Below are 21,480 nucleotides of genomic sequence, written 5' to 3' on the forward strand. Positions count from 1 at the left end.
GGGGTCAGCCCCCTCAACATTTGGGCCCGATCGGGGGCTCGACTCCGCCGACCGCCTCAGCAACCGCATACACGCAAAAGCTCCGCCCCTGGCTGTCGTACGGGGGCTCTGCCGGCCGGGGTGGTCAGCGGGACGGCGGTCCGCCGTTGCCCGGCCCCAGCAGCATGTAGAGGGGTGTCACCACGGCTACGCCGACCAGCAGGGCGGCCCCGGCAGCCGGGTGGAGGTACGCGACGCATCCCGTGAAGGCCCCGCGAGGAGAAGGACGAGCACGCGCAGGTCGAGGGGGCCGTTCACCGGGTCACCGCCGCGCTGACCGAGGGGACCACGATGACACCGGCCGCCGTGCTTGCGTGGGTCACCCCGGACAAGCGGTGGCCGCGCTTCGACCCCGAAGCCTTCGCCCTCAGCAAGGACACCCTCTACCTGCTGTCGAAGAAGGGCGGCCCCGCTTCCGCCGTCGTCGCCGCGCTCGCCGACGCCGTGTTCACCGCCGCATCCGAGGCGGGCGAGCGCAACGGCGGCCGCCTGCCCGAGCCGATGCGCGCGGTGCTGGACGAGGCCGCCAACATCTGCCGCATTGCCGATCTGCCCGACCTCTACTCCCACCTCGGGTCCCGCGGCATCACGCCATTGGTCATCCTCCAGAGCTACCGGCAGGGAGTGAAGTCCTGGGGCGAGGCCGGCATGGACGCCATGTGGTCCGCCGCCACCAAAAAGATCATCGGTGTGGGCATCGACGACGCACGGTTCGCCGGCGACGTCTCGTCCCTCGTCGGCGCGCACTTCGTCAATCGAGGCTCCTACTCCAAGTCCAAGGACGGCTCCTCCTACAGCGTCAGCGAGCAGCGCGAGCAGGTCATGGACCCCGCCGAGATCCGCGCCATGCGCAAAGGGACCGCGTTGCTGCTGTCCACCGGCATGCCGGTCGCGCAGATTTCCCTGCGGCCCTGGTACGCGGAGCGGGCCATGGCCCATATCGGCGAGCAGATGAAGGCCGAGGAGTACGCCATCACCAAGCGTGCAGTCGCGGTGTACGAGGAGCGGAAGGCGGCACGCCGTGGCCGATGAACCCGACGAGGTGCCGAAGCTGGACGTGCCGGTCGGCATGTTCGAGGACATCGAAGATCTCAAGGCCCAGATCGCGCGCCTGTCAGCCCAGGTCGAAGCCCTCACCGGGGACGACGGCGCTGAACTGGGCGAGGCCTCCACCGACGACGACGAGGTGGCGGCCGGCGGGCAGGCCGCCGACCATGCGGAGGACGAGGAAGAGTGGCAGTACCCACCCTTCATCCTGCTGCTCGACTCCCCGGAGTACGACGATGAGCTGCGCGCCCTGATCGAGTGGGTCGAGGGCGTGCTCGTCCCCGGCTACCTCGCCGAACCGTCCTCTGACGCCAGGTGGTGCCACCTGTGGTGGCAGCACCCGGTGGCCATCGCCCGCCTGCATGCGCTGTGGTTGGCCTGGCAGGAGATGACGGATCCGGTGTCCTGCGGCTATACCGGCCCCTCGGTGTGGCAGCGCGACCACCTTGATCCGTGCATGCGCGAGCTGCGTGCTTCCACCGGCCCCTTCGCTGGCTGCACAAAGGGTGAACACCAGATCGCCCACCGCCTGCCCGGCCTGGTGCCCAGCGCCTGGACCCAGCCCGAGGACTGACCGCACCGAGGTCGAGGGCCGCCGGGCCGGGCCCGGCGGCCCTCGGTCGTACCCCGCTCCAACTCCCGGACATACGCGGGATCCTGGGTGATGTTGTAGCCGGTCACGACTGTCCCTCCTCGGCCTCATGGCTGGCGCGGGGCACGGTCCGTCCGCCGTAAACTTCCGCCGACAGGAACCGGCGCGAGCTGCCGTCGGCCAGATGCTCGAAGGCGGAGCGGAAGACGGGAGTGTTCTCGCTGGTCATCGTATAGGCGATGGCCTTCTGCCAGGACGGGTGGTCTGGGTCGTACAGGGGGGAGATGGGTGCCTTGGTGCCCTCGGGCCACCAGCCCATGCGCACACCCCGGGGCAGCGCACGCGACAGTGCGATGGTCGGTCCGCGTAGATCGCCGTCGAACTCCGCGCGCAGTTCCTCTGCCTTCTTGTGGCCGTCGGCCTCCACTACGAGCCGGGCGAACCGGAACGCGTTGGCCGGCAGGGATACGAGGTACCGCACGGCCCGTTCGACGTCCCATTCGGTGCCGACCGCGAGGGTCAGTTCGTGACGATGTTCCGCGTACAGGGCGAGGAGCTTGCGCTCGAACTCCGGTGACGCGCCTTCAATGGTGATCTTCATGTGTCCCTCCGGGACGGTCGTGTGGTCTCCCTGTGGACGCCCCCGATGTCGTGGCGGACGGCGCCGTCGGCGCCGCCCGGTCCCTGTCCAGTCCGTTACTTGGCGCGGCCCCGACGCTGCTCGGGTCCCTCCGGGCCGTGCCGGGGCGCGGTGCGGCCCGTCGGCCCGGCGCCCTGGTCGGGTTTCGTCGGGCGCTTGGAGGTGGTGGCGCTGCGCGAGCGGGCGGCCGCGGTGGAGACGCGCGGGCTGTCGGAGGGCTGGGACGCCAGCAGCGGACGGGCCAGCTCCTCGATGCGGTCGAGCTGGGGGCCGAAGTCGGCGGGCAGGCCCTCGCGCAGCTTCTGCTGCACGGCGAGGAAGTCTCGAGACTCCTCCTGCGTCCAGGGCCGGTTGCGCTCACGCTCCAGGGCCTGCCGCAACGCCAGCGGCTCGGCGGCGAGTTCGGCGGCGGAGGCCGCGTAGCGGGGTATGGACTCGCCCCGGCGGTAGACGGCCGCGTAGTCGGCGAGTCCCTCGCGCGCGATGACCTCGCAGGAGACGGCGATGCCGGTGTAGGAGGCGGCCGCCTTCTCCGGCACGGTCAGCCGCCCCTGCCTGCGGTCGCGGACCTGCTCGTAGTAGCGGTTGAGGATGCCCTGCTCGCTCAGTGCCTGGGAGACGGCCAGGGCGAGCACCTCGGTGCGGGTGCCCACGGCCCGGTACTGCCGCATGGTCGCGGCCAGGAACTGCGGGTCCATGGCGATCTCCTGCACCAGGGCGTTGAGCTTGCGGCCGCCGGAGAGCGGGTCCTCGCCCCGGACGAACTGCTGGGCTTGCCGCATCCAGGCCCGTCCGTCAGGGCCCGTGTAGAGCGCCATGAGCCGGTCGTCCTGGGCCATGAGCTGGGCGTACTGCGGGTGATAGGGCTTGTAGAGGTCGCTGTCGATGTCGGCGAAGCCGCCCCGTGCGTCGAGCTGTTCGGCCACGAGCTGGGCCACCCGGGTCTTGCCCGCGCCTGGCTGCCCGAGCAGGAAGACGGCGGTGGCCGGGTCCTGCGGCGTGGGGCCGGTCAGCTGCTCGGGGACGATGTCGGCGGCGAAGATGCGGCGGTTCTCTCGGCCGGCAGCTGGTAGCGGGTGGCGTCGTCCTGGCTCACGCGTCGTGCTCCGTGAGCTCGCGGAGCCGGGCGGCGTAGTCGGCGCGGACGCGGGCCACGGCCTGGGTGTCCTCGGCCCGCAGGGCACGCCGCTCCTGCTGGCAGGCGGCGCGCAGCCGCCGGTACTCGGCGACCGTTTCCTCCGCGCCCGGGCGGTGTTCGGCGTCGGCGATGAGATGGCTGTAGGCGCCGACCACACCGTTGATCGCCTCGATGGCCGCCTCGTAGGCCACGGACTGCTCCGAGGACCAGGAGTGCGGAGGCAGGTTTCCGATCACGGGCTCGTTCACTCAATCATCCTTCCGGTGAATTCTTGCCTTGTTTTCCTTGTTCTACATGTCGAGTGTGGCCCGGCGGGCCTTTCCCTGTGTAGACCCCGCAGAATCTGGCCGGAATTCTGTGTCGGGCCAAGCCTTCCGGCAGCTCACGCAGGCAGTCGGACGGTTCGCGGTGATCAGTTCGCAGTCGTGCGGAGCCCGAACGTACTTCCGCGGCGGTGATCCGCAGGCGCGCCATACGCTCGCGGTGGCGCAGCCAGTCCCGCCACACGTCACGGCGGTGCTCGGATTCCTGCGGCAGAAGCGCTGGCAGGACGCTGATGAAGGCACCGGCGAGGGCGCTGACCGCCACTGTCCACCCAGCCATGCCGACGTAGTACTTGGCGGCCAACGCCAGGGCACCGAGGCCGACGGGCGGGGCGGCCCGGACGAGGAGGCGGCGCGTGGCCGGGCGGGTGGTCATGTCGGAGGATCCCCCTTGCTGTTGGGCATGCGCGTCTCGCATGCGGACGTGGATCGTGGATCGGTCTCACCCCTTGTGTTGCGGGGAGGTGACCCGACAGGGCCCGGAGAGTGGCGCAGTAGGGGGTTAGCCGCGCAAGCGGTGCCGGTCCGGCACGTCCGCGGTCACCGCCGTATCACTGCGTCACGGCCCTGGCCTGCGACGTCGGTGCGATCCGGCAGGCGCGAGCGTGCTGCTACAGCGGGCAGGGGTTAGCCGCGCAACCCCGCCCGGGGTAAGGCACTTCACGGTGGCGCAGGGGGAGCGCAGGCCTGGCGTATGGAGCCGCGGGGGTCAGCGCGGCGGCATTGAGCCGGTCGGCCGCTGTGCGGCGCGGCGGCGCTGCTCGTCTGCCTGGCGCCTGGCCTTGCGCCGGACGCGCTCGCCGAAGGCCTGCGGGTCGGGGGCGCCAGCGGCGGCCGCGGCCTCTGTCCACGTGGTGCCCTCATCCTCGGCGTACGCGAACACCACCCGCCGCTCCTCCTCGGTCAGGGCACGCAGGACGGCGTTGAGCCGCTCGTCCTCGAACACCCCGCCCGCCGTATGGGCCAGATAGTCCACGTCGGCGGCGACCAGGTCGTACAGCGACAACCCGCCGAGGTCGGCGTCCAGGGACAGCACCCGGCCGTGCCGGGTGCGCCGCCGCCAGACCGGCACCAGCTGCCGGTGCACGGTGCGGGCCTCCGCCTTCAGTGCGCCGAGAGCCGTGCAGGGCAGGTGCCCGGTGCGCAGCAGCGGCTCGCACCAGCCCCCCAGCAGCGCCGTCGAGGTGGCTTCCTGCCACCGCTTACTGCGCGGGACGACCAATACCTTGGCGGCGAAGTGGTCCCAAGGGTCGGCGATCGTCGGATCGGGGGAGAAAGGTTGCCAACCTGGCGTGTTGTCGAAGGCGCCGATCTCCCAGGCGCGGAGGGTCAGCGCCTGCACCAGGTCCGATTCTGTCGTTGACGGCTTCTCCCCGTGGCTGTGGGGATGCAGCTGACCGTCCTCCATGCACACGCCGTCCCCGGTCGCCATCACGAAGATGAGCGACTTGCCGCGAGTTGGCTTCAGGGGGTCGGGAAGAGCGAGAACCAGCTGACCGGGGTGGCGCACGGCGGGCTGCTCCTTTTCGATGTAACAGGGTGCGGATGTTCACCTCTCGGTCCCAGGAGGCGGTGCCACCGGCAACAAATCTTGAAAATTCTGCGCGGCGCAGGTCAGGTCAGGGTTGGGGTGTCCTGCGGCTGGAGGAGGTCGGCAAACTCGCGGTCAGCGGCGGCCTGGGCCTCGCACTGCCCGGCGGCGGAGCGGTGCTCGTCGGCGAGGTCGGGTTCGAGCATGGCGAGGTCGGTGAGCAGCTGGGCGGCTTCGTCCTGCGCGCTGGCCCGGCGGCGCAGCAGGGAGGCCCGGGCGGCTGGTGCGGTGGCGGCGTGGAAGTCGCGGCTGAGCCGGTCGGTCGTCTCCCGCAGCCGGCGCAGCCGGTCCCCGGTGGCGGCGGCCTGCTCACGGCGGACGCGGTCGGCTTCCTGCTCGGGGAAGCGGACGGCGTTCAGGGTGCTGCTGAAGGCGTGGGCGTGGTCCGGGTTGAGGCGGGCGTAGGCGTGGTCGAGGCTGGCGGCGGCGTCCCAGACGGTCAGGCCGCTGCTGCCGCTGAGCGCGCGGCGCCCGTTGCGGGTCCAGGCGGTGACCGCCGGGCTCCAGCGCTCGGCCGCGGCCTGCCGGGTGATCCCGCCGGCGGCCTGGCCGATGGCGGTCCAGCTGGCACCCTCCTCGCGCTCGGCGACGACGGCCTGGCTGATGACCTTCGCCAGTTGCTCGCGCAGGGCGAGGGCGCGGCGCACCCGGTCGCCGGGCGGGAAGCGGCTGTACGGCTGCTCCTGACGCCTGGTCACTCTCGTGGAGAGCTTGCTCGCCCCGTACTGGGCAGATCGGGCCTGCCACATGCCTTCCCGTCAGGTTCATCCTGCTGCTGTTAACTATCGCAGGTTCGGCCTGACGCTGGCCCGCGTCAGGCCTGCCTTGCCGGTGCGAGTGCGTCAGGACGGGCTGGCCCATGCGGCTCCGGGCAGGCTTGCCCTGACGCGTGCCGGATTTACTGAACGGTGGCGTCTCGCCTCGGATAATGTGCCTTATCCGACGCGACAAACCCGGACATGACGTCGGGCCAGGATGTGGGGTGGGGACGGGCGATGACGCCGAGCGGAGAGCACGGGGCGCCGACCGAGACGAGCCCGCCGCCGAGGCCCTGGCGGACCTGGGTCCCCCCGCGCTCCGCTCCCGCCCAGCTCGACTTCCCGCTCGTGCGCAACGGGCTGGACTACCTGACGAGCGTCGTGGAGCACCTCGACGAGAACGAGTCGATGGTCACCCCCCGGGACGTGAAGTACGCGGTGCTCCACCTCCAGGCCGCCGTCGAGGTGCTGCTCAAGGCCCGGCTGATGGCCGAGCACTGGAGCCTCGTCTTCAGCAGACCCGAGGACGCCACTCGCAAGGCCCTCGAGGAGGCCACGCTCTCCAGCGTCACCACCGACCAGGCCGTCACCCGCCTGCGCAACATTGCGGCCGTGCCCATCACCGACAAGGAGGAGAAGGCACTCACCGGCCTGGGCAAGCACCGCAACAAACTGCAGCACTTCGGCCTGACCGCACCGGCCCGCGCGGTGGAGGCCAAGGCGGGCGAAGTCCTCGACTTCCTGATCCGCTTCGTCGACGAGGAGCTGCTGCCCCGTCTCGGCCTGGAGGAGAGGAAGGAGGCCGAGCGAGCACTGCGCGGGCTGCGCGGGAGCTTGGTCAACATCAACACCTTCGTGAAGGAGCGCACGAACCGCATCCGCGGCGCGGTGAAGAAGGAGGGCGCCGAGAACCGGACCATCCGGTGCCCCGACTGCGACCAGATGGCCCTCGTGCTCGGCGAGACGGCCGGCCCGGACGGCGAGCCGGTCGCCGCGTGCCGGTTCTGCGCGAGCCGGTGGGAGCCGGAGGAACTGCTGTCGTTCTTCCGCGCAGAGGGCCAGGACGAGCCGAGTGAGCTCAACAGCTGCCCGCAGTGCGGGCAGTGGACGCTTGGGTGGGGGGGTGCGGATCCTCAGCGAACCCGTGGGTGAAGTCTGCTTCTGCTTCGCCTGCTCCGTTGCCTTCCCCGTTCTGGTTCCGTGCGACCGGTGCGGGCCTCCAACCGAAGCAGCCGACGGCGGCACCAGCCTGTGCGGGAGCTGCTGGGAGGACGCGGTGGAGGAGACCCGCTACGGGCGGGAGGACCCTACGGACTACGGCTACGGCCCGGAGCAGTGGGGCGACGACTTCGACGAGGAACAGCAGTGACAGAGGTGCTTTCCCCTCCCGCCGAGGAGTCACCGAGTACGACCGTCCCCGCGCAGGCCGAGCGCCAGGCCCTCCTCGAGCGGTGGGCAGAGCGGCACGGCGTCGACGCCGCCCGCCGACTGGCCGAGGCCGAGGACCTGGCCGACGCGGTCGCCGCCGAGATCACTCCGGACAACACGCTCGACACCTACGCCAAGAGCTGGCGGGTGTGGAGCCGGTTCTGCGCCGCGACCGGCCTGCCGCGCCTGGAGGGTTCGCGGGGAGCGCTGGTGGCGTTCGTGACCTGGATGCTGCGCGAGGGCCGGCAGAACGGCACCGGCTACGCCCCCGCCTCGGCCTCCACCCACCTGGCGGCCGCCGTCGTCGGGCTGCGCGAGCGCGGCGTGAAGGTCTCCGGCGACGACCAGGCCGCGGCCCGCGCCGCGCTCGAGGGCCTGACCGTCAAGCTGCTGCAGGCCGGCGAGCGGCGCGGCCGCGGCCAGGCGGCCGGCGGGGACATCGACGGGCTGCGCGCCGTCGCCCGCGCCTGCCCCGACACCCTCACCGGTGACCGGGACAAGGCGCTGGTGCTCACCGGCTTCCACTACGCCAGCCGCAGCCAGGACCCCTCCGGACTGCTCAGCGGCGACATCACCCTGCACCCGCGCGGCCTGGTCGTCGCCGTGCTCACCGGCAAGACCAAGCACTCCGTGCGCAACGCCAAGATCGGCTACGCCGAGGACCGGGAGATCTGCCCGGTCCCCGCCTACCTCGCCTACCGCGAGCGTCTGGTCGCCGAGCACGGCGAGCACTGGGCCGACCCCTCGACCGGCCTCGGGGAACAGAGGAACACCGCTGGGTTTTCGAGGACACGATCGTGCCACTGCTCGGACGGATCACGCCGCAGGAGAATCCCGTCGTGGTGTACGTGATGGCCCAGCCCGGTGCTGGAAAGACCGAGGCCGCCCGGATGGTCCGCCGCAGCCTGCGGGCCGGGCCGACCCACATCACCAGCGACGACTTCAAGTTCTCCCACCCGGACTACCTGCAGCTGCTGCGCGAGGAACCGCGCACGGCCTCCGCACGGTTCCGCCCGGACTACCGGGCCTGGCAGGCGCAGGCCGAGGCGTACGTGCGCGAGTGACGCGGGGACGTGGTCATCGAGATCACCCCGGCGAGCGCTGCCGGCTTCATCGCCGGCGCTTCCCTATACCGGCAGGCCGGCTACCGGGTGCAGCTAGTGGTCCTGGCGGTGCGCGCGGCCGATTCCCGTCAGGGCACGGCCTCCCGCTACGCCGAGGTGAGCCGACTGGGTATGCCCGCGCGGTTCACCACGGCCGCCGGGCACGACAGCCACTTCGCGGTCCTGCCCGAGGTGCCGTCGGCGGCTGAGCAGCTGGCGGTCGTCGACGAGGTCCTGGTGATGCGGCGCGACGCTCACCCCCTGTACCGCAACTACCAGACCAGCCCGGGGCACTGGGCGAGACGACCCGCCGCCGCCCTGGCCCTGGTCGCGGAACAAGCCCGCCCCCACACCCCGCAGGAGGCCGCTCGGTTCTGGTCCGTCCAGCGCTGGCTACATGGGGCGATGCCTCAGTACCGTGACGACCTCATCGCGATCGCCGGGCTGGCGTGCCCGCTGATGCCCACTCAGCAGCCACGTCAGCTCCACACGCCCGCGGCCGCGGCCACGTTGCCCGTGCCCGTCTAGTTGACGGTGTCGGGGTCGAGCCCTCCAGTCTCCTGGATGTGCGCGACGAAGGCCGCGGCGATCCGTGGGCGAGTGGCGTCGGGGACGAGGGTCCGCTCGAGGCCTTCCTCGATCCCCCACTCAGTGTTGAACATGATCGGGATGTCAGCCGGTGCCACGTTGTTCCGGAGCCACAAGGCAAAGCGAGCCGCCAAATGGGCGTTGCAGTCCAGTACGGACACGCCCTCGGGTTCCAGGCGGGCCAAGCCTTCCAGGTCCTCGTCGTCGAGAGTGATCCCGAAGATCATCGACGCCCCGCGGACCGGTCCGTCTCCCCCGTCATCGACACGGATGAACGTGTCTGGACTTCGCTCACGCAGCCGCGCTTCCAGTCCCTCGAAGGTCAGTCCCCAGCTCTGCCCGTGCGGTGGGGTGAAGACGAACATGGTGCGCAGTTCCGCGACCTCTTCCGGTTCCATGCGGTGCTTCCTGTGCGTGCGGTGACGGTGATCAGGGGACGTAGCGGGCGTGGCCTTTGACGCCGTAGGCGGCCATCATGATGCGCCAGTACTGGACGGCATCCTGGTTGTTAGTGATCGTCTCGAGGCCGCGTATCTCCTTGTTGCGTGGGTCGTTGAGTGCGGCAGCGTATTTTCGGAGTTCCAGACGGTCCTTGTCGTAGAGGAAGTCCCTATCGCCGGTCTTGTGGTTCTTGCGGAGATCTTCCAGCGAGCGGTAGCACCGCTGGTTCGGCTTGTTCACGTATTTTGCGTCGACGGCCATCCCGTCGAGGTTGCGGAATCCGTCCACCATCAGCGTGTTTGACGGACTGATCCCTGTCGGGATCGGTACCTCGAACTCGGGGAAGCCCGCCACGCGCCTCTGATAAGCCTGCTCGGCCGGTTTGCCGCCGGAAATGTCCCCCTTGTTGAGAGAGTCGAGCCAAGTCTGGAAGTTCTTCCCCGCTGCGGGTGTGAGCGGCGGGAAGCGCGGGTCGGGCGGGTTCTCCGGAAGGATCGGCTGGATGTGGGGAGTGTTGGCCGGGAGGGGGCGGTAGACGGCCGGAACCAGGGTCGGGACGCGGATCAGGGGGCCGAGGAGCGGCGGGAGGTTGGGCAGGAAGCCGCCGTGGTCCGGCTGAGGCATTTTCACTCGGGACTTGGAGCTGTCCAGGGCGTGTGGGATCTTGCCGAGTGAGGTGATGCGTGTGTCGTCGGCTATGAGGTCGTGCAGGCCGCCGTCGTGGCCGTCACCGCCGAACTGCGGCTGTTCCCAGGGCCACAGGAAATCCCCGGTGAGCCCGCTGTCCTCAAGGGGAAGCCGCTGCTTGGCCGTCTCCACGTGGTCGGCGTAGGCGTCACAAGCGTTGGCGAGCATCCTGCAGGCGGCCGGGAGATTCGCCATGAGAGTGTCTTGATCACCCACCTCGCTGGGCGGCGGTGTCTTGCCGACGAACTTCTCGAAAAAGCTCTCGACTGCGTCAGCGGTATGACCAGCCTGATCGAGGGTGGCCGACTTCCACGCGTCGCGAGAGTCCCAGTACGCTTCATCGAGGATCTTGGCCGCGCTCCGCCAGGACTTGGCGACGGCCCGCAGCTTCTGCGGCTGTCCAAGGAATCGTTCATTGAAGAGGTACTGATCGACACCACTGGTTTCGCCGACAACCTCCGGCAGATCCTCGGCGTTATGACTGGCGCGCGGGCTGCAATCGGGGCCGGATGGCTGAGCACTGATCCCAGGCGTAAAGGGGCTTTGTTCCAGGAGCTTGGCCGCGACTTTGTCGTCGCGCTTGAGGAGTTCCTCGGATGCATCGAGCAGGGCGCCTGCGCCGCTGGCCATCACCTGGTGGGCGAACCCGGACTGGTCGAAGACCGTCTTGACGGCTTCGGTGTACACCTTGGCAAATGCCCTGCCGGCCGCACCATCGCCAGCCATACCGCCATGGGCACTCAGTTCAGTGAACAGCAGGCCCACCATGTCGTAGATCAGATCGCGTAGCTGCACCATCGACCAGGAAGCGTTGACGAAGTTCTCTGTCTGATGCTTCAGGTCCACCGTTCCCCCGTGTCACGTCCGACGCCGGTGACACCGTACACGGCAGCGAATGACGGCTGTAGGGAAAGGATTGACGTTGAGCCGGCGACGGCGCTGTGGGGGCCGTCCGTGTCCCCTGCTCCCGACAATCGCACCGCCCTCGCCGTCGCTCTCTTCGGCTCCGGTCTTGTGGTCCTCGTTGCCGTGCAAGCGCCCGCGCTCGTCCCTGCACTATCCCTGGGCCTGGGCGCATGGGCCGCGCTGTACCTGTTCCTGCGACTGTGACGCCCCACCGTTCACGACGGCCGGGGAGGATGCGCGGCAGGTGTCAGGCCGCTGCGCGTCCTCTCCGGCCGGGCCAGCTCCCGCTTGTCGACAGGCGGACTCTGGTGGGTGCCCGCGGCCGCCGGGAGCCGCTACGAGTAGCAATGTCAGTGGTGGCAGGCAGGATGACGGGCATGACCACACCAGTTGCGCATTATGTGGAATCAGATTTGTCAAGTTCCACCGAGCGACTCTGACTGGGGACCTTGCGCAGCTGCGTCTCGCCTTCGCGTACGGCCATGCCGTCCCGAGTTACGTGACAGCCCGTCTGCAGCCACTCGCCCTTGGACGAAAGGGCTCAGGGCCCCCGCGACAACTCTCACTCCTGCTGGGTCAGACGCTCCTGCAACCGGGCATGCCGGAACTGGTACACGGGGCCGGTCACCCGCAACAGGTTGCGCTGGTGGGCGTCCTCCAGGAAGGCCACCAGCGCACAGGAGTGCGCTCCCGGACGGCCAGTTGTACGGCGGTGAGGGCGGTGGCGACGGCAAGGTTGCCGGCGGACCGGCGAACAACACGGCCCACAGGCCGGCCACAAGACCCGTGGCAACGCCGTTGTGCAGTCCGTGGGCCCAGCCCATAAGGCAGGCGGAATACAGTGCCACGGCGAGTCCGGACAGCAGCGCCAGCACCAGCCGTAGCCCGACGTGGTGCCGCCACACGTCTCGTGGGCCGATCGACCGGCTCTCGGTCACCGTGCGTCGGGGCAGCCCTCTTCGCAGGCCGTCGAACCACCTTCCGGAACCCACAGCGAGAATGAAGCCTCCGGCCATGAGCTGATACCCGGGCCCACTTGCCATGGTCGCGGCGAAGCCAAGCCGCAGCGCACTGAGCAAGTCGAGCCAGACCGGCATCGGTGGGTCCATGATGTGCGGGCCCAACCAGTTCAGAAGCCCGATGCCAAGCCAGACCGTTAAACCCATCTTGAGGGTCGCCGGGGAGAAGATGTCCCGCCATCCGGCGCTGGGCAGCGGCTGCGGGACAGCCAGGAGGCTCGCCTGCCGTCCTGCCACCCACCCGGCGGCGACCCATAAGCGGTCCCGCCACCCAAGCGGACAAGGCGCCGGACGCCCGCCATAGGCCGAGGGCGTTGACAACCCCATACACCACACCGACCACGATGCCGACGACGACCGCCCTCGGCCGGGGTTTCGCCCATCCCGGAATGTGCCACCAGGACAGATCGCCGGTTCCCTCTTGAGCGAGCCGGGCAGCAACGAATCGCAGCGTTCGCTCAGCCGTCTCTGGGGAGTAACGAGGCCGGGGATCCCAGTACCCTGGGGTATATGCAGCCGCGACCGCGTGATCGAGGAGGTGATCCTCGATCGTATGGGAGTCGGGGAAGCGGGCAGTGTCGAGCAGCTCGTCGACCGGGTCGTCTTCACGATAGACATCCCGCACCAGGCCGATCGCCAACGGGCTGGAGAGCGCCTCAGCAACGGCGCTGTCGGGTTCTTGCACCAGTGTGCGGGTCAGCCGATGCCAGGCGGGCGGCGGCGGGTCCGGCAGTTGGTTGAGCAGGTAGTCGGCGGCGGCCTCTGACTTCACCGGTTGGATCTCCAAGCCGGCAGCCCCACGCAACCGCGCTTTCTCGGCGGTGCGTTCGGCCTCGTCAACCCGCGACGTCACCACCATCCGGAAGGGCGCGGATCCCAAGGCGCGCACTATGGCCCCCCGCAGTTTGCCCACGACCTCGTCGAGTCCGTCCAGGAACAGCGCGACGCGGCGCTCCTTCAGCAGCTGACGGGCCTCCTCGGGCTCGCGGAACCGGTACTTGCGCGCGATCTGCGCCGCCGCCCAGTCCAGCGGGCTCTCCTTCCTGGGATCCCAGTCCTCGGAGGACCGGGACAGGGATGCGCCGCTGGTCCTCGGGACTTGGCCTCCCTCCGGTATTCGAGTGCCTTCAGCAGCAACAGCACCAAGGCTGCCGTCTTTCCCGCCGCCTCGCGACCGACCAGCAGAATCCGGCCGGAGGCCAGCCCGCCGTACACCTCGTGCAGCTCCTCCAGGCCACCGCCCTCCAGGAGCTGCTCGTGCGTGACCACCCTCAGCCCGGGAAGCGGGCGGAAGTTGTCCCTCATACCCTCGGCGGTCGCTCCGGCGGCCCGATCTGTCACCCTGTGCCCGCTCACCTCCCACCGCACGGACAGCGGAGTCTCGTCCACGACCCGCGCTTTCAGGCGCCGCAGTCCGGCCTCCTTGTTCCACTCCTCCTCCACCGCGGCGGCCAGCGATTCGGCCATGACATCGAGTGGAGTCTGAGGCGTCAGGTGGTGGTGGACCACCATGGTGCCGTGATCGCCGACCACCATGTTCGTCGTGCCGTTGAACGTGCTCTTCGAGACCCCACCAGGGCCACGGGACCTGGAACGCCTCATCACGCGGAACCGAACTTGTTCTCCTGATGGTTGTGGTTGCCGGTCTGAAAGTTGGTCGGGCCGTTGAACGTGTTGCCCGACACCACCCCTCCGGCGGTCGCGTCAGATGATCCAAACTCGGCTGCGATGGCACGTAGCTCGGCGGCTGCCCGTTCCCTCTCCTGATCCCCCAGGGACTCCAGCAGCGAGGCGAACTCGCCCCGTCACAGCCGCGCGTGCACGATGCCGACCCGCTCCCGCTCGTCGTCCGAGGCTGCGGCCAAGGCGGATGCGGTCTGGTCCAAGCGCTCCAGCGCCTCGGTTTCGCGCGCGGGATCACCTCGGCCGATGAGCCGCGCCCCACGCACCCTGCACCAGGCCCAGAAATCCGTGCCGGCTGCCTGCACCACCGCCGAGCCGCCAGCCGCCGCAGTCGCCGTCATCGCTTCCGCCAACACCGTCAGTCGTCTCCCCGTCGTCAGGTGGCCGGCATTCGGACCACACCCTCTTGCTGCCGAAGGGCCCGGCTCCCATGCCACTCATCGAGCACCGCGTCCAGTAGGGCGAACCCACGGTCCCGCTCCGCATCTTGCGACAACACCGAGCCTACTGAGAGTAGTTGGGAGAACCTAGACGCGAACTCCACTCCTCCTCCAGCGTGTCCAAAAGGACCGCCCTCGTCGTCGCCGGGGTGGCTTCGTTCACGTGAAGTAGCAGCGTGCAGCAGCTGGCCGTGCTGCACCGGCCGGTGCCGGCCTGCTACCCGTGCAGCACCCGTGTGCCGCCTGGCCCATGTAAATGCTGCGCTGCACCGGCGGCACCCCCTGCTGCCACGCGACGACCACCACCAGGACCACGAGCTGCACCACCGCGACCACAGCCACACTCCGCGGCGCATGGTGTCCAGACATGGGCGGCTATCCGCCGCTGAGCCCAGCGGGCATGCGCGGCTAGCATGCGAGGCGCCCGTCTCAGGCAGATGGATCGCCGGGGTGCCGCCTCACAGGCATGACGTGTTGAGTCACTGATCAGCTCCGGTGTTCGGTGGCATGAGAATCGGTCGGCGTCCTCGCCGCCGTTCATCAACGCACATCGCGCGAAGATCCCTGATGATGCTCATCTCCAGATCCGCGATCAGTGGCATTCCGCCGTCGACATGGGGATCCTCAATGAAGCCGACTACGGGATCGACGATGTCGTCGGCTCCATCACGGCACCATCTGACGGTCCAACCTGGTGGTGCAGGGACGGCGTCGGCATAGCCGGCGCTTTCACGAACAGCCACGAAGCCAGGTTGCTCATTGGCCTTGACGAGCCGCCCTGCCCCACGATCGAGAGTCAGAGCGTTGCCCTGGCCGTCCCAGCCCGCTACCGGCTGAGAACGCTGAAACTGCTTGCCCAGCTCCTGGACATTGAATACGGCAACCCAACGGGCCTCCGCCACCTGGGCCTCCCCTCTGACAGTCCGCGAATGCGGCGTCAGCGTAGAACTGGTGGATCTCTCACGACGTGCAAGTCGTCCGATCTGGCCACAAGGTGGCTACAGGACGGTGCCGTGCGGGGCGCGGCGGTCGCCGGACATCGCGTAGCGGCGGGCGGCGAGGCCGTGTTCGAGGGGCTCGCCGATCTGTTCGCACAGCAGCGCCAGGACGTCGGCGGCCTCGGAGTCGGACAGGTAGGCCGGGGCGACTTCGAGCATCAGCTCCCCGATCGCGTGCGAGCTGGCGGCGAGGTCGTCGACGACGCGGCGCAGCGCGGCGACGGTCGGGTCCGTCGGCGGATCGGCGGGCCGCGGAGGCGGGGCGGTGCGGACGTCGCGGACGGCCTGGCGGACCACCGCGCGCACCGTGGCCTCATCGAGGGCCTGAAGGCCGCTGTGGGCGAGCGTGGCGAGGCGGCGGGTGATCAGGCTCCGCGACGTCGCTGCTGCGGCCGGAGACGTCGATCAGGGCGCGCTGGGACAAGCCGTAGTCGAGCGCGGCCGCGGTGGCCGGGGCGCTGTCTCGCGTGCGAGACGTCTCGGTACCGGCCGCGACGGCGCTGTGGATCGCGGCGAGGGAACGGGCGACGTCCAGGAGCCGGTACGCCTGCGCGCGGCTGATGCCGAACTCCGCGGCGCAGTACGCCTCCCAGCTGCTGTGCCCGAGAGGGAGCCAGATGCGGGCGGCGTGCGCGTCGCGGACCCGGGCGGCGAGCACGGCCACGGAGCGCCGGACGTCGTCCATCGCCTCCCGCAGCCTGGCCGTCATCTCCCGGGCGCGGGCCGCGGTGAGCGGCGGCCCGCGCCGGTTCGGCGACGTGCTCCTGGTCCTCGTCGTGCTCGCCCACGACTTCATCGTCCTCCGGGCCGGCGAGCGGGACCAGGGCGTGCGGAAGCACCGGCGCGAGCTCCGCCTCACAACCTCACAGCCTCATAGGTCACCGCGTCTACCTGGGGAAACGCCCTGTGAACCTCGCAGACCTCACAGCGTGACACCGTGGGCGCGCGGGTCTGTCACGCTGATCCGCGACGGTGGGCGCGGGCCCCGCCGCACGACGCGAGGGGGCCAGGTGGCGGGGATCGAGCGGGAGCCGGCGGAGGTGCGGATACCCAAGGCGGCGCTGGACGCCTTTGCCGCGGCGCTGAGCGTGCGCACGGTGGCGATGCGGACGTGGCCCGACGGCATCGAGTGGATGTACCCGGTGGGCACATGGGATGAGGCGCACCTGGAGGTCGCGCTCATGCCCGGCGGCGAGGAGGTGTGGCTGCGGATGTCCACCGACCGTTCCAGCGTCGCCGTGTGGACCATCGAGCAATGGTGGGCCTTCTCCGGGGAGCTGCCCGAAGCGACGCCTCCGCCAGCCTGAGACGCGAAGCCCACGGCGGGTTCGGCCGGCGCACGGACGGCGGAGGTCAGCGTGGCTCCGGCGGGCCCGGGTCGTTGAGCAGCTGGAAGCGACCACGACGCCGTCAGGCCACCGGAGGCACCGTAGGCCCTGTGGTGGGGCGCTGAACGCCGTAGCAACGTGAACGAGGACCGATGCCGAAGAAGCCCGCCCACGACCCGACGTACGGCTACGACCACGACACGCGGACCGTGCGCGTCCACCACCATGATCTGGCGCGGCTGCTGTTGATGTTCCGCTCGCTGATGCGCGACCAGAAACCGGGCTCCTGGGATCACATGAGGGACTACGACCTGTCCTTCGAGCGCCTCGCGGACGCGGCTGACACCGCCGCGAAGGTCGTCTACGGCAAGCACTGGACGCGGCCTGACCTGCGGATGCGCTGCACCACGACCGAGCCGGTCTACGACTGGCCCGACTGCGCCCCGTACGACGGGGAGGCGACGTTCACCTGGAACGTGCCGGGCTACGGCTCGCACGCCAGCGAGGACGACCAGGTCCAGCTGTACCCGAACACGGCCCTGTGCGGGTTCAGCTGGGCGAAGGGCGACAAGCCGCGCCGGGTGGAGGGGCTGCCGGACTGCCCCGAGTGCCGGCGCGAGGTCCAGCTCGGTGCCGAACGGCCCCGCGGCAACTGGTGACTACCGCACGGATACGCGTTGCCGCCCGGATGACTACTGGTGGATACGGCGGTGGCTACGATGCGAAGCGCCCCGTCCCCGGCAGCTGGAATGCCGGGGACGGGGCGCCTCTGTGTGCGGGTCAGGCCGTGACGCGTTCGATCTCGATGGCCAGGACGCGCCAAGGGCTTCCTTCTCGGGGCCGTAGATGCGGCGGATGTTCGTCAGCTGCTGCTCACGCGGGGAATCCGGGTTGACGTTCTCCGGGCCTTCGGTGTCGAGCATCTCCTCGAACGAGGTGTAGCGGGCGACGCGGACGACGCGGACCAGGCATTCGTCCTGGCCGCAGGCGAACTTGATGTGCTGGCCGGCGGTGAGGTTGCGGAGGTTGGCGTACTGGACGCGGACCTCGATCTTCTTGCGGCCGGTAGCGACCAGGTCGAAGTAGCGGCGGTAGAGGTTCATGTGCCGGGCGCGGGGCTGGGCGGGGGCGGCGGTGTGGCGGGTCATGAGGCGGTCGATCTCCTGGGTGGTGTAGGAGCGGTAGAAGTGCTTGGGATCGGCGAGCATGACGCCGACCAGCCAGACCATGGCGTCGACGTAGTCGTCCACGCTGCCGTCCCAGGAGGTGGCGTCGAGCATCCACGGGCGGGCGCCGGGCGGTGGCGGCAGGGTGCCCTCGCGGATCAGCGATTTCGACAGCTTGGCGCCGGTGTCGGTGAGCACCATCGGGGTGAAGATGCGCGGCGGGGCGCCGGGGCCAGGGAGGGCTGCGAAGGCTTCGTCGACCAGCTGGCAGCCGTAGGCCCAGTCGCCGCCCTTGACCATGACGTTGAGGGTGCGTGGCGGTGAGGGCAGGCGCTCTTTGACGAGGTTGCGGTAGAGGGTCGCGAGGCCGAGGTACGGCTCGGGCCGGTCGGGAGTGACCAGGACTTCGTATGAGCCGTGGTCGGTGCACACGGCCGTGAACACGGCGCCGCCGGAACCGTGGATGTCCAGCCGGGTGCGTTCGGCGCGTTTTTCGGCCCAGCCGCAGGTGGTGCAGGGCAGCCGGACATGGACGATGCCGTGGGAGGGAGCCAGGGCCCAGCGGATCTGCTCCAGCCGCTCCAGCGTGGCGAGGAAGCCGAGCCGGTAGGCGGGGTCGGCCTGCTGCTGGGTGTAGGTGTGGACCTCGTAGTCGATGCCGGTGGCGTCCGCGAGGCTGTCGAAGAAGCCGCGGTAGTACTTGCCGATCATGTCGGCGACGCCCTCCGCGCCCAGGGCGTGGAAGTAGGTGATCTGGTACGCGTGGTGGGTTTCGGGGTCCAGGCGGATCTCGTGCGGGGCGTTGTCCAGGGCGCCGAAGCGGACGGTGGCGTCGATGCCGAAGTTCCTGCGGACCGCCCGGGCGAGCAGGAACGCGGCGGTCTGCACCAGCGAGGTTCCCAGGTGCGGGGTGCCGTTGATCTGGGTGCCGACGCTGAAGACCACGTTCTCCGGTTTGGTGGCCTGTATCCGCGGGCGGATCAGGTCGACCGCACGGGCCATGCAGTTGGCGGTGACGTTGTTGGGCGAGACGAGTAACGGCGTTGTCATCGGTCTTCCCCCGGGTGAGGTCAGGTGTGTGGTGGTGCGGAGATCTGGGCGAGGATGAAGTCGACGCGCGCCGGGGCGGAGTCGACGGGCACGAAGATCGGCCGGTATCCGGCGTCGTAGTAGCCCTGGATGATCAGCTGGTGGACTCGGGCGATCTCGCGTTCTCGGGCCCAGACCACGTCATCAGCGGTGGTGAAGTCGTCCAATGGGTCCAGGACGAACACGGTGTCGTAGCGGTAGGTGCGCGCGGCCTCCTCCAGCTCCGGGTAGGGGCCCAGTCCGAAGAAGGCGTCCCAGCCGTAGCCGTCGGGGATGCCGCGGTTGTAGAACCGGTCGCCGGCCTTGTGGGCGCAGTACTCGGCGATGAAGCCCTCCAGGACCTCGCGTGAGTACTCGCGGCGGTCGCTGACCTGGAGGTGGCGGCCGAGCCGGTCACGGTGCTTGCGGTAGATCTCGCGGGCGATCTCACCGGTGGAGGCGGGCAGACCGCGTTCGTGCAGCTCGTCGAAGACCGCCTCCTTCCCCGATGAGGGGCCGCCAGTGATGACGAAACGGCGGGGCGGTTGTGGGGTGCTCACGCGGTTCTCCTTGCGGTGGTGTCGGTCAGCTGCTCGGTGAGGGCCTGGTGCCAGGCGTCGCGGATCCGTACGCCGTCGCCGGACTCACCGAGCTGGGCGGTGAAGGCCTGCGGATCGACTGTCACGGGGAGGCGGGACAGCAGCGCCAGGTCGGTCGGCGGCAGCTGGGGAAGGGGGCCGGCCAGCTTCTCCAGGTCGGCCGGAGCGACCGGGGCGGTGTCGGCGGGCAGCAGGACCGGTCCGTAGGCGGCGCGGTAGCGGGCGATGGCCGCCCGCAGCGCGGCGTACCGCCACAGCACTTCGTTGGACGTCTCCAGCGGCACTGCTGTGTCCATGCTGGCCAGCCGGGCGGTTCTCAGGAGGGCGGCCCGCAGCGCGTACAGCCGGGACCACAACTCGCACAGCGCTTCCTCGTGTTCGGCGACTTCCCAGGCGAATACGTCCGGCGGCAGCCGTAGCGAACCCGCTTCCGGCGACAGGCGGGGCGCGGCTGCGTGGGCGACCGTGAACGCCTGGGCGTCGGCCAGCAGTTGTTCAGCGAGCAGGGTGCAGATGCGGGGCTCGATGTGCTTGCGGAAGTGGTGCACCTCGTAGCCGGAGGCCTTGGCGGACTCCGCCCGGCGGGCCGTCAGCGTCACGCCCGCCGTGGCGGGGACGGCACCGAACAGCAGCCGGGCGGCCGGGGCGAGGGGGGCGTGCGGCAGGCGGGCCAGCTGCCCGCGCAGCACCCCGTCCAGAGCGTGGGCGCGCACGGCCAGATCACTCGAACCGTGGGCCCGCGCTACGACGCCGGGCAGATTTAGCAGCTCGCCGTCGGCGGCGGCAGGATCGACCGGCAATCCCCGGCGCAGCAGGCGACGCAGCGCGACCGCCAGCGTCTCGACGTTGGTGGGCATGAGACCTCCTTAACGGTCCTACCCACAAAATACCCTCACTGATGCCCAGGAAATACCCACAATAGCCAGGTTGCAGCACACAGTCTCAAAGGCACCACCGCACCGCCTCGACTGGTGAGGAATGGGCTGTGAGCCTCACATGACCTCGCGGGCCGCGTCGAGGAACGCCGACCGGTTGTCCTCCAGGTAGTCCCGCACGCTCTCACCGTCGGGCAAGCCCTGCCACACGGTCCTGTTGAGGTCGAGGAAGTGCGCGTGTGCGGCGTCATGCACGGGCCGGGGGAATTGGATACGGAGGAGCCGATCCGCGACCCACAACCTGTACATGACGTCCCGGGTCGTGAGGTACCAGTCATCGGTGTCCACCCACTCGGACGGCCGGGTGTAGGCGCATCGTTCCGCCTCTGCCGATACCTCGATGAACCGCTCCAGCAGCGCCAGCCGTTCCGCGCGTCGGGTCTCCGACAACGCGATCCGCTGCCGTTGCTGTTCGGCGCGTTCCGCTGATTGCTGAGTCCTGTGCTGAACGAGGTACGACAACACGCCGCCGAGGACAACGCCGCCCAACGATATGAGTGACCCCCAGACCTGACCTGCCATGACGATCATCGTTCCACAGCGTCGGTCTTTGAGACGATCTCGCTGTGGCTGGTGTGATCACGGCGTCCGAGCCGTCCTGGATAGCCCCGTTCACCGGGCTGAGCCCACGTCAGTTCGGCAAGCTGCTCACCGCGCTACGGCGAGAGGGCGCGGATCCGGTCCGCAAGGGCCGGCCGTGGAGCGGTGTCCTAACGTCACCGACCAACCGAGGTCGATGTAAGCGCGGGCGGCGACGGCCGGGCGCAGGGTGTTGGTCGGCTCCATCGCCGACACCCCCATGTGATCGTTTACGTACGGATCGTGACCCTGATGAGGATGGCGCCCAGCAAGCACTGCGCGCCCTAGGTGTTCTGTCCACGGAGGTTGGTGACAGCGATCACTGACGTGTGATCTTGAAATAGGTGAGGGCCTTCTGGCTCGGTGTGGATTGCGACATCTGCA

General features: G+C 69.5%; 24 protein-coding genes and 2 pseudogenes. 9 read left to right on the forward strand and 17 right to left on the reverse strand.

Annotation, left to right across the window (positions count from 1 at the left end; translation table 11 throughout):
• Positions 1–330 precede the first annotated feature (330 nt).
• The gene (locus ACIBBH_RS40940; protein WP_399413851.1) at positions 331–1,071 is read left to right on the forward strand and encodes a type IV secretory system conjugative DNA transfer family protein; all 741 of its coding nucleotides are present in this window, start codon (positions 331–333) and stop codon (positions 1,069–1,071) included.
• Positions 1,061–1,660 carry a DUF4913 domain-containing protein gene (locus tag ACIBBH_RS40945; RefSeq protein ID WP_399413853.1) on the forward strand — a complete coding sequence of 200 codons (600 nt, stop codon included), beginning with the start codon at positions 1,061–1,063 and terminating at the stop codon, positions 1,658–1,660. The genes ACIBBH_RS40940 and ACIBBH_RS40945 overlap by 11 nt, the downstream gene beginning before the upstream one ends.
• A gap of 103 nt (positions 1,661–1,763) precedes the next feature.
• Here the strand turns inward: ACIBBH_RS40945 and ACIBBH_RS40950 are convergent, their stop codons facing one another.
• The 6 genes from ACIBBH_RS40950 to ACIBBH_RS40975 form a co-directional block, all read right to left on the reverse strand.
• Positions 1,764–2,279 (reverse strand): hypothetical protein, encoded by a 516-nt coding sequence (locus ACIBBH_RS40950; protein ID WP_399413855.1) that lies wholly within the window; start codon positions 2,277–2,279, stop codon positions 1,764–1,766.
• Between the two features lie 95 nt (positions 2,280–2,374).
• Complete coding sequence (locus ACIBBH_RS40955; RefSeq protein ID WP_399413857.1) at positions 2,375–3,244, reverse strand: zeta toxin family protein; 870 nt, start codon at positions 3,242–3,244, stop codon at positions 2,375–2,377.
• Positions 3,245–3,410: 166 nt separating this feature from the next.
• A complete protein-coding gene (locus ACIBBH_RS40960) occupies positions 3,411–3,704 on the reverse strand; it encodes a hypothetical protein (RefSeq protein WP_399413859.1) in 294 nt (97 codons plus the stop codon).
• Positions 3,705–3,708: 4 nt separating this feature from the next.
• A complete protein-coding gene (locus tag ACIBBH_RS40965) occupies positions 3,709–4,155 on the reverse strand; it encodes a hypothetical protein (protein ID WP_399413861.1) in 447 nt (148 codons plus the stop codon).
• A gap of 333 nt (positions 4,156–4,488) precedes the next feature.
• On the reverse strand, positions 4,489–5,289 hold the full coding sequence (locus ACIBBH_RS40970) for a hypothetical protein (protein ID WP_399413863.1): 801 nt from the start codon (positions 5,287–5,289) through the stop codon (positions 4,489–4,491).
• Positions 5,290–5,393: 104 nt separating this feature from the next.
• Positions 5,394–6,068: a hypothetical protein gene (locus tag ACIBBH_RS40975; protein ID WP_399413865.1), complete on the reverse strand. Its 675-nt coding sequence runs from the start codon at positions 6,066–6,068 to the stop codon at positions 5,394–5,396.
• A 297-nt stretch (positions 6,069–6,365) separates the two neighbouring features.
• Between ACIBBH_RS40975 and ACIBBH_RS40980 the strand changes: the two genes are divergently transcribed.
• The 3 genes and pseudogenes from ACIBBH_RS40980 (at position 6,366) to ACIBBH_RS40990 (ending at position 9,187) form a co-directional block, all read left to right on the forward strand.
• Positions 6,366–7,280 carry a serine/arginine repetitive matrix protein 1 gene (locus ACIBBH_RS40980; RefSeq protein WP_399413867.1) on the forward strand — a complete coding sequence of 305 codons (915 nt, stop codon included), beginning with the start codon at positions 6,366–6,368 and terminating at the stop codon, positions 7,278–7,280.
• 213 nt (positions 7,281–7,493) lie between these two features.
• Entirely contained in the window at positions 7,494–8,408 is a 915-nt protein-coding gene (locus tag ACIBBH_RS40985) for an integrase (protein WP_399413869.1), read from the forward strand.
• Positions 8,408–9,187: pseudogene (locus ACIBBH_RS40990) on the forward strand (zeta toxin family protein). Before ACIBBH_RS40985 ends, ACIBBH_RS40990 begins: the two are co-directional and overlap by 1 nt.
• Here ACIBBH_RS40990 and ACIBBH_RS40995 read toward each other — a convergent pair.
• Both ACIBBH_RS40995 and ACIBBH_RS41000 read right to left on the reverse strand, forming a co-directional pair.
• A complete protein-coding gene (locus tag ACIBBH_RS40995; protein ID WP_399413870.1) occupies positions 9,184–9,645 on the reverse strand; it encodes a hypothetical protein in 462 nt (153 codons plus the stop codon). The pseudogene ACIBBH_RS40990 and the gene ACIBBH_RS40995 sit on opposite strands and share 4 nt — an antisense overlap.
• Before the next feature lie 31 nt (positions 9,646–9,676).
• Positions 9,677–11,221, reverse strand: coding sequence for a restriction endonuclease fold toxin-2 domain-containing protein (locus ACIBBH_RS41000; RefSeq protein WP_399413872.1), 1,545 nt, complete (start codon positions 11,219–11,221; stop codon positions 9,677–9,679).
• 1,605 nt (positions 11,222–12,826) lie between these two features.
• Between ACIBBH_RS41000 and ACIBBH_RS41005 the strand changes: the two genes are divergently transcribed.
• Entirely contained in the window at positions 12,827–13,066 is a 240-nt protein-coding gene (locus ACIBBH_RS41005) for a hypothetical protein (RefSeq protein ID WP_399413874.1), read from the forward strand.
• A gap of 191 nt (positions 13,067–13,257) precedes the next feature.
• Here ACIBBH_RS41005 and ACIBBH_RS41010 read toward each other — a convergent pair whose 3' ends face one another.
• From ACIBBH_RS41010 to ACIBBH_RS41030, 5 genes are all read right to left on the reverse strand, one after another.
• Complete coding sequence (locus tag ACIBBH_RS41010) at positions 13,258–13,767, reverse strand: hypothetical protein (RefSeq protein ID WP_399413876.1); 510 nt, start codon at positions 13,765–13,767, stop codon at positions 13,258–13,260.
• A 338-nt stretch (positions 13,768–14,105) separates the two neighbouring features.
• Complete coding sequence (locus ACIBBH_RS41015) at positions 14,106–14,339, reverse strand: hypothetical protein (RefSeq protein WP_399413878.1); 234 nt, start codon at positions 14,337–14,339, stop codon at positions 14,106–14,108.
• 563 nt (positions 14,340–14,902) lie between these two features.
• Positions 14,903–15,325: a hypothetical protein gene (locus ACIBBH_RS41020; protein WP_399413880.1), complete on the reverse strand. Its 423-nt coding sequence runs from the start codon at positions 15,323–15,325 to the stop codon at positions 14,903–14,905.
• A gap of 96 nt (positions 15,326–15,421) precedes the next feature.
• A complete protein-coding gene (locus ACIBBH_RS41025) occupies positions 15,422–15,727 on the reverse strand; it encodes a hypothetical protein (protein ID WP_399413882.1) in 306 nt (101 codons plus the stop codon).
• A 7-nt stretch (positions 15,728–15,734) separates the two neighbouring features.
• Positions 15,735–16,217: a hypothetical protein gene (locus ACIBBH_RS41030; RefSeq protein WP_399413884.1), complete on the reverse strand. Its 483-nt coding sequence runs from the start codon at positions 16,215–16,217 to the stop codon at positions 15,735–15,737.
• Between the two features lie 214 nt (positions 16,218–16,431).
• Between ACIBBH_RS41030 and ACIBBH_RS41035 the strand changes: the two genes are divergently transcribed.
• A complete protein-coding gene (locus tag ACIBBH_RS41035; protein ID WP_399413886.1) occupies positions 16,432–16,728 on the forward strand; it encodes a hypothetical protein in 297 nt (98 codons plus the stop codon).
• A gap of 173 nt (positions 16,729–16,901) precedes the next feature.
• The gene (locus tag ACIBBH_RS41040) at positions 16,902–17,408 is read left to right on the forward strand and encodes a hypothetical protein (protein WP_399413888.1); all 507 of its coding nucleotides are present in this window, start codon (positions 16,902–16,904) and stop codon (positions 17,406–17,408) included.
• Positions 17,409–17,441: 33 nt separating this feature from the next.
• Here the strand turns inward: ACIBBH_RS41040 and ACIBBH_RS41045 are convergent, their stop codons facing one another.
• The 4 genes from ACIBBH_RS41045 to ACIBBH_RS41060 form a co-directional block, all read right to left on the reverse strand.
• Entirely contained in the window at positions 17,442–18,965 is a 1,524-nt protein-coding gene (locus tag ACIBBH_RS41045; protein ID WP_399413890.1) for an ASCH domain-containing protein, read from the reverse strand.
• A gap of 20 nt (positions 18,966–18,985) precedes the next feature.
• Positions 18,986–19,543 carry an AAA family ATPase gene (locus ACIBBH_RS41050; protein WP_399413892.1) on the reverse strand — a complete coding sequence of 186 codons (558 nt, stop codon included), beginning with the start codon at positions 19,541–19,543 and terminating at the stop codon, positions 18,986–18,988.
• The gene (locus ACIBBH_RS41055) at positions 19,540–20,439 is read right to left on the reverse strand and encodes a hypothetical protein (protein ID WP_399413894.1); all 900 of its coding nucleotides are present in this window, start codon (positions 20,437–20,439) and stop codon (positions 19,540–19,542) included. Before ACIBBH_RS41055 ends, ACIBBH_RS41050 begins: the two co-directional genes overlap by 4 nt.
• A gap of 135 nt (positions 20,440–20,574) precedes the next feature.
• Complete coding sequence (locus ACIBBH_RS41060; RefSeq protein ID WP_399413896.1) at positions 20,575–21,048, reverse strand: hypothetical protein; 474 nt, start codon at positions 21,046–21,048, stop codon at positions 20,575–20,577.
• 35 nt (positions 21,049–21,083) lie between these two features.
• Here ACIBBH_RS41060 and ACIBBH_RS41065 point away from each other — a divergent pair.
• A pseudogene (locus ACIBBH_RS41065) lies at positions 21,084–21,221 on the forward strand (IS5/IS1182 family transposase); the annotation flags it as partial.
• Positions 21,222–21,480 lie beyond the last annotated feature (259 nt).

It is taken from the genome of Streptomyces sp. NPDC051636 (assembly GCF_044453765.1).
Classification (GTDB): Bacteria; Actinomycetota; Actinomycetes; order Streptomycetales; family Streptomycetaceae; genus Streptomyces.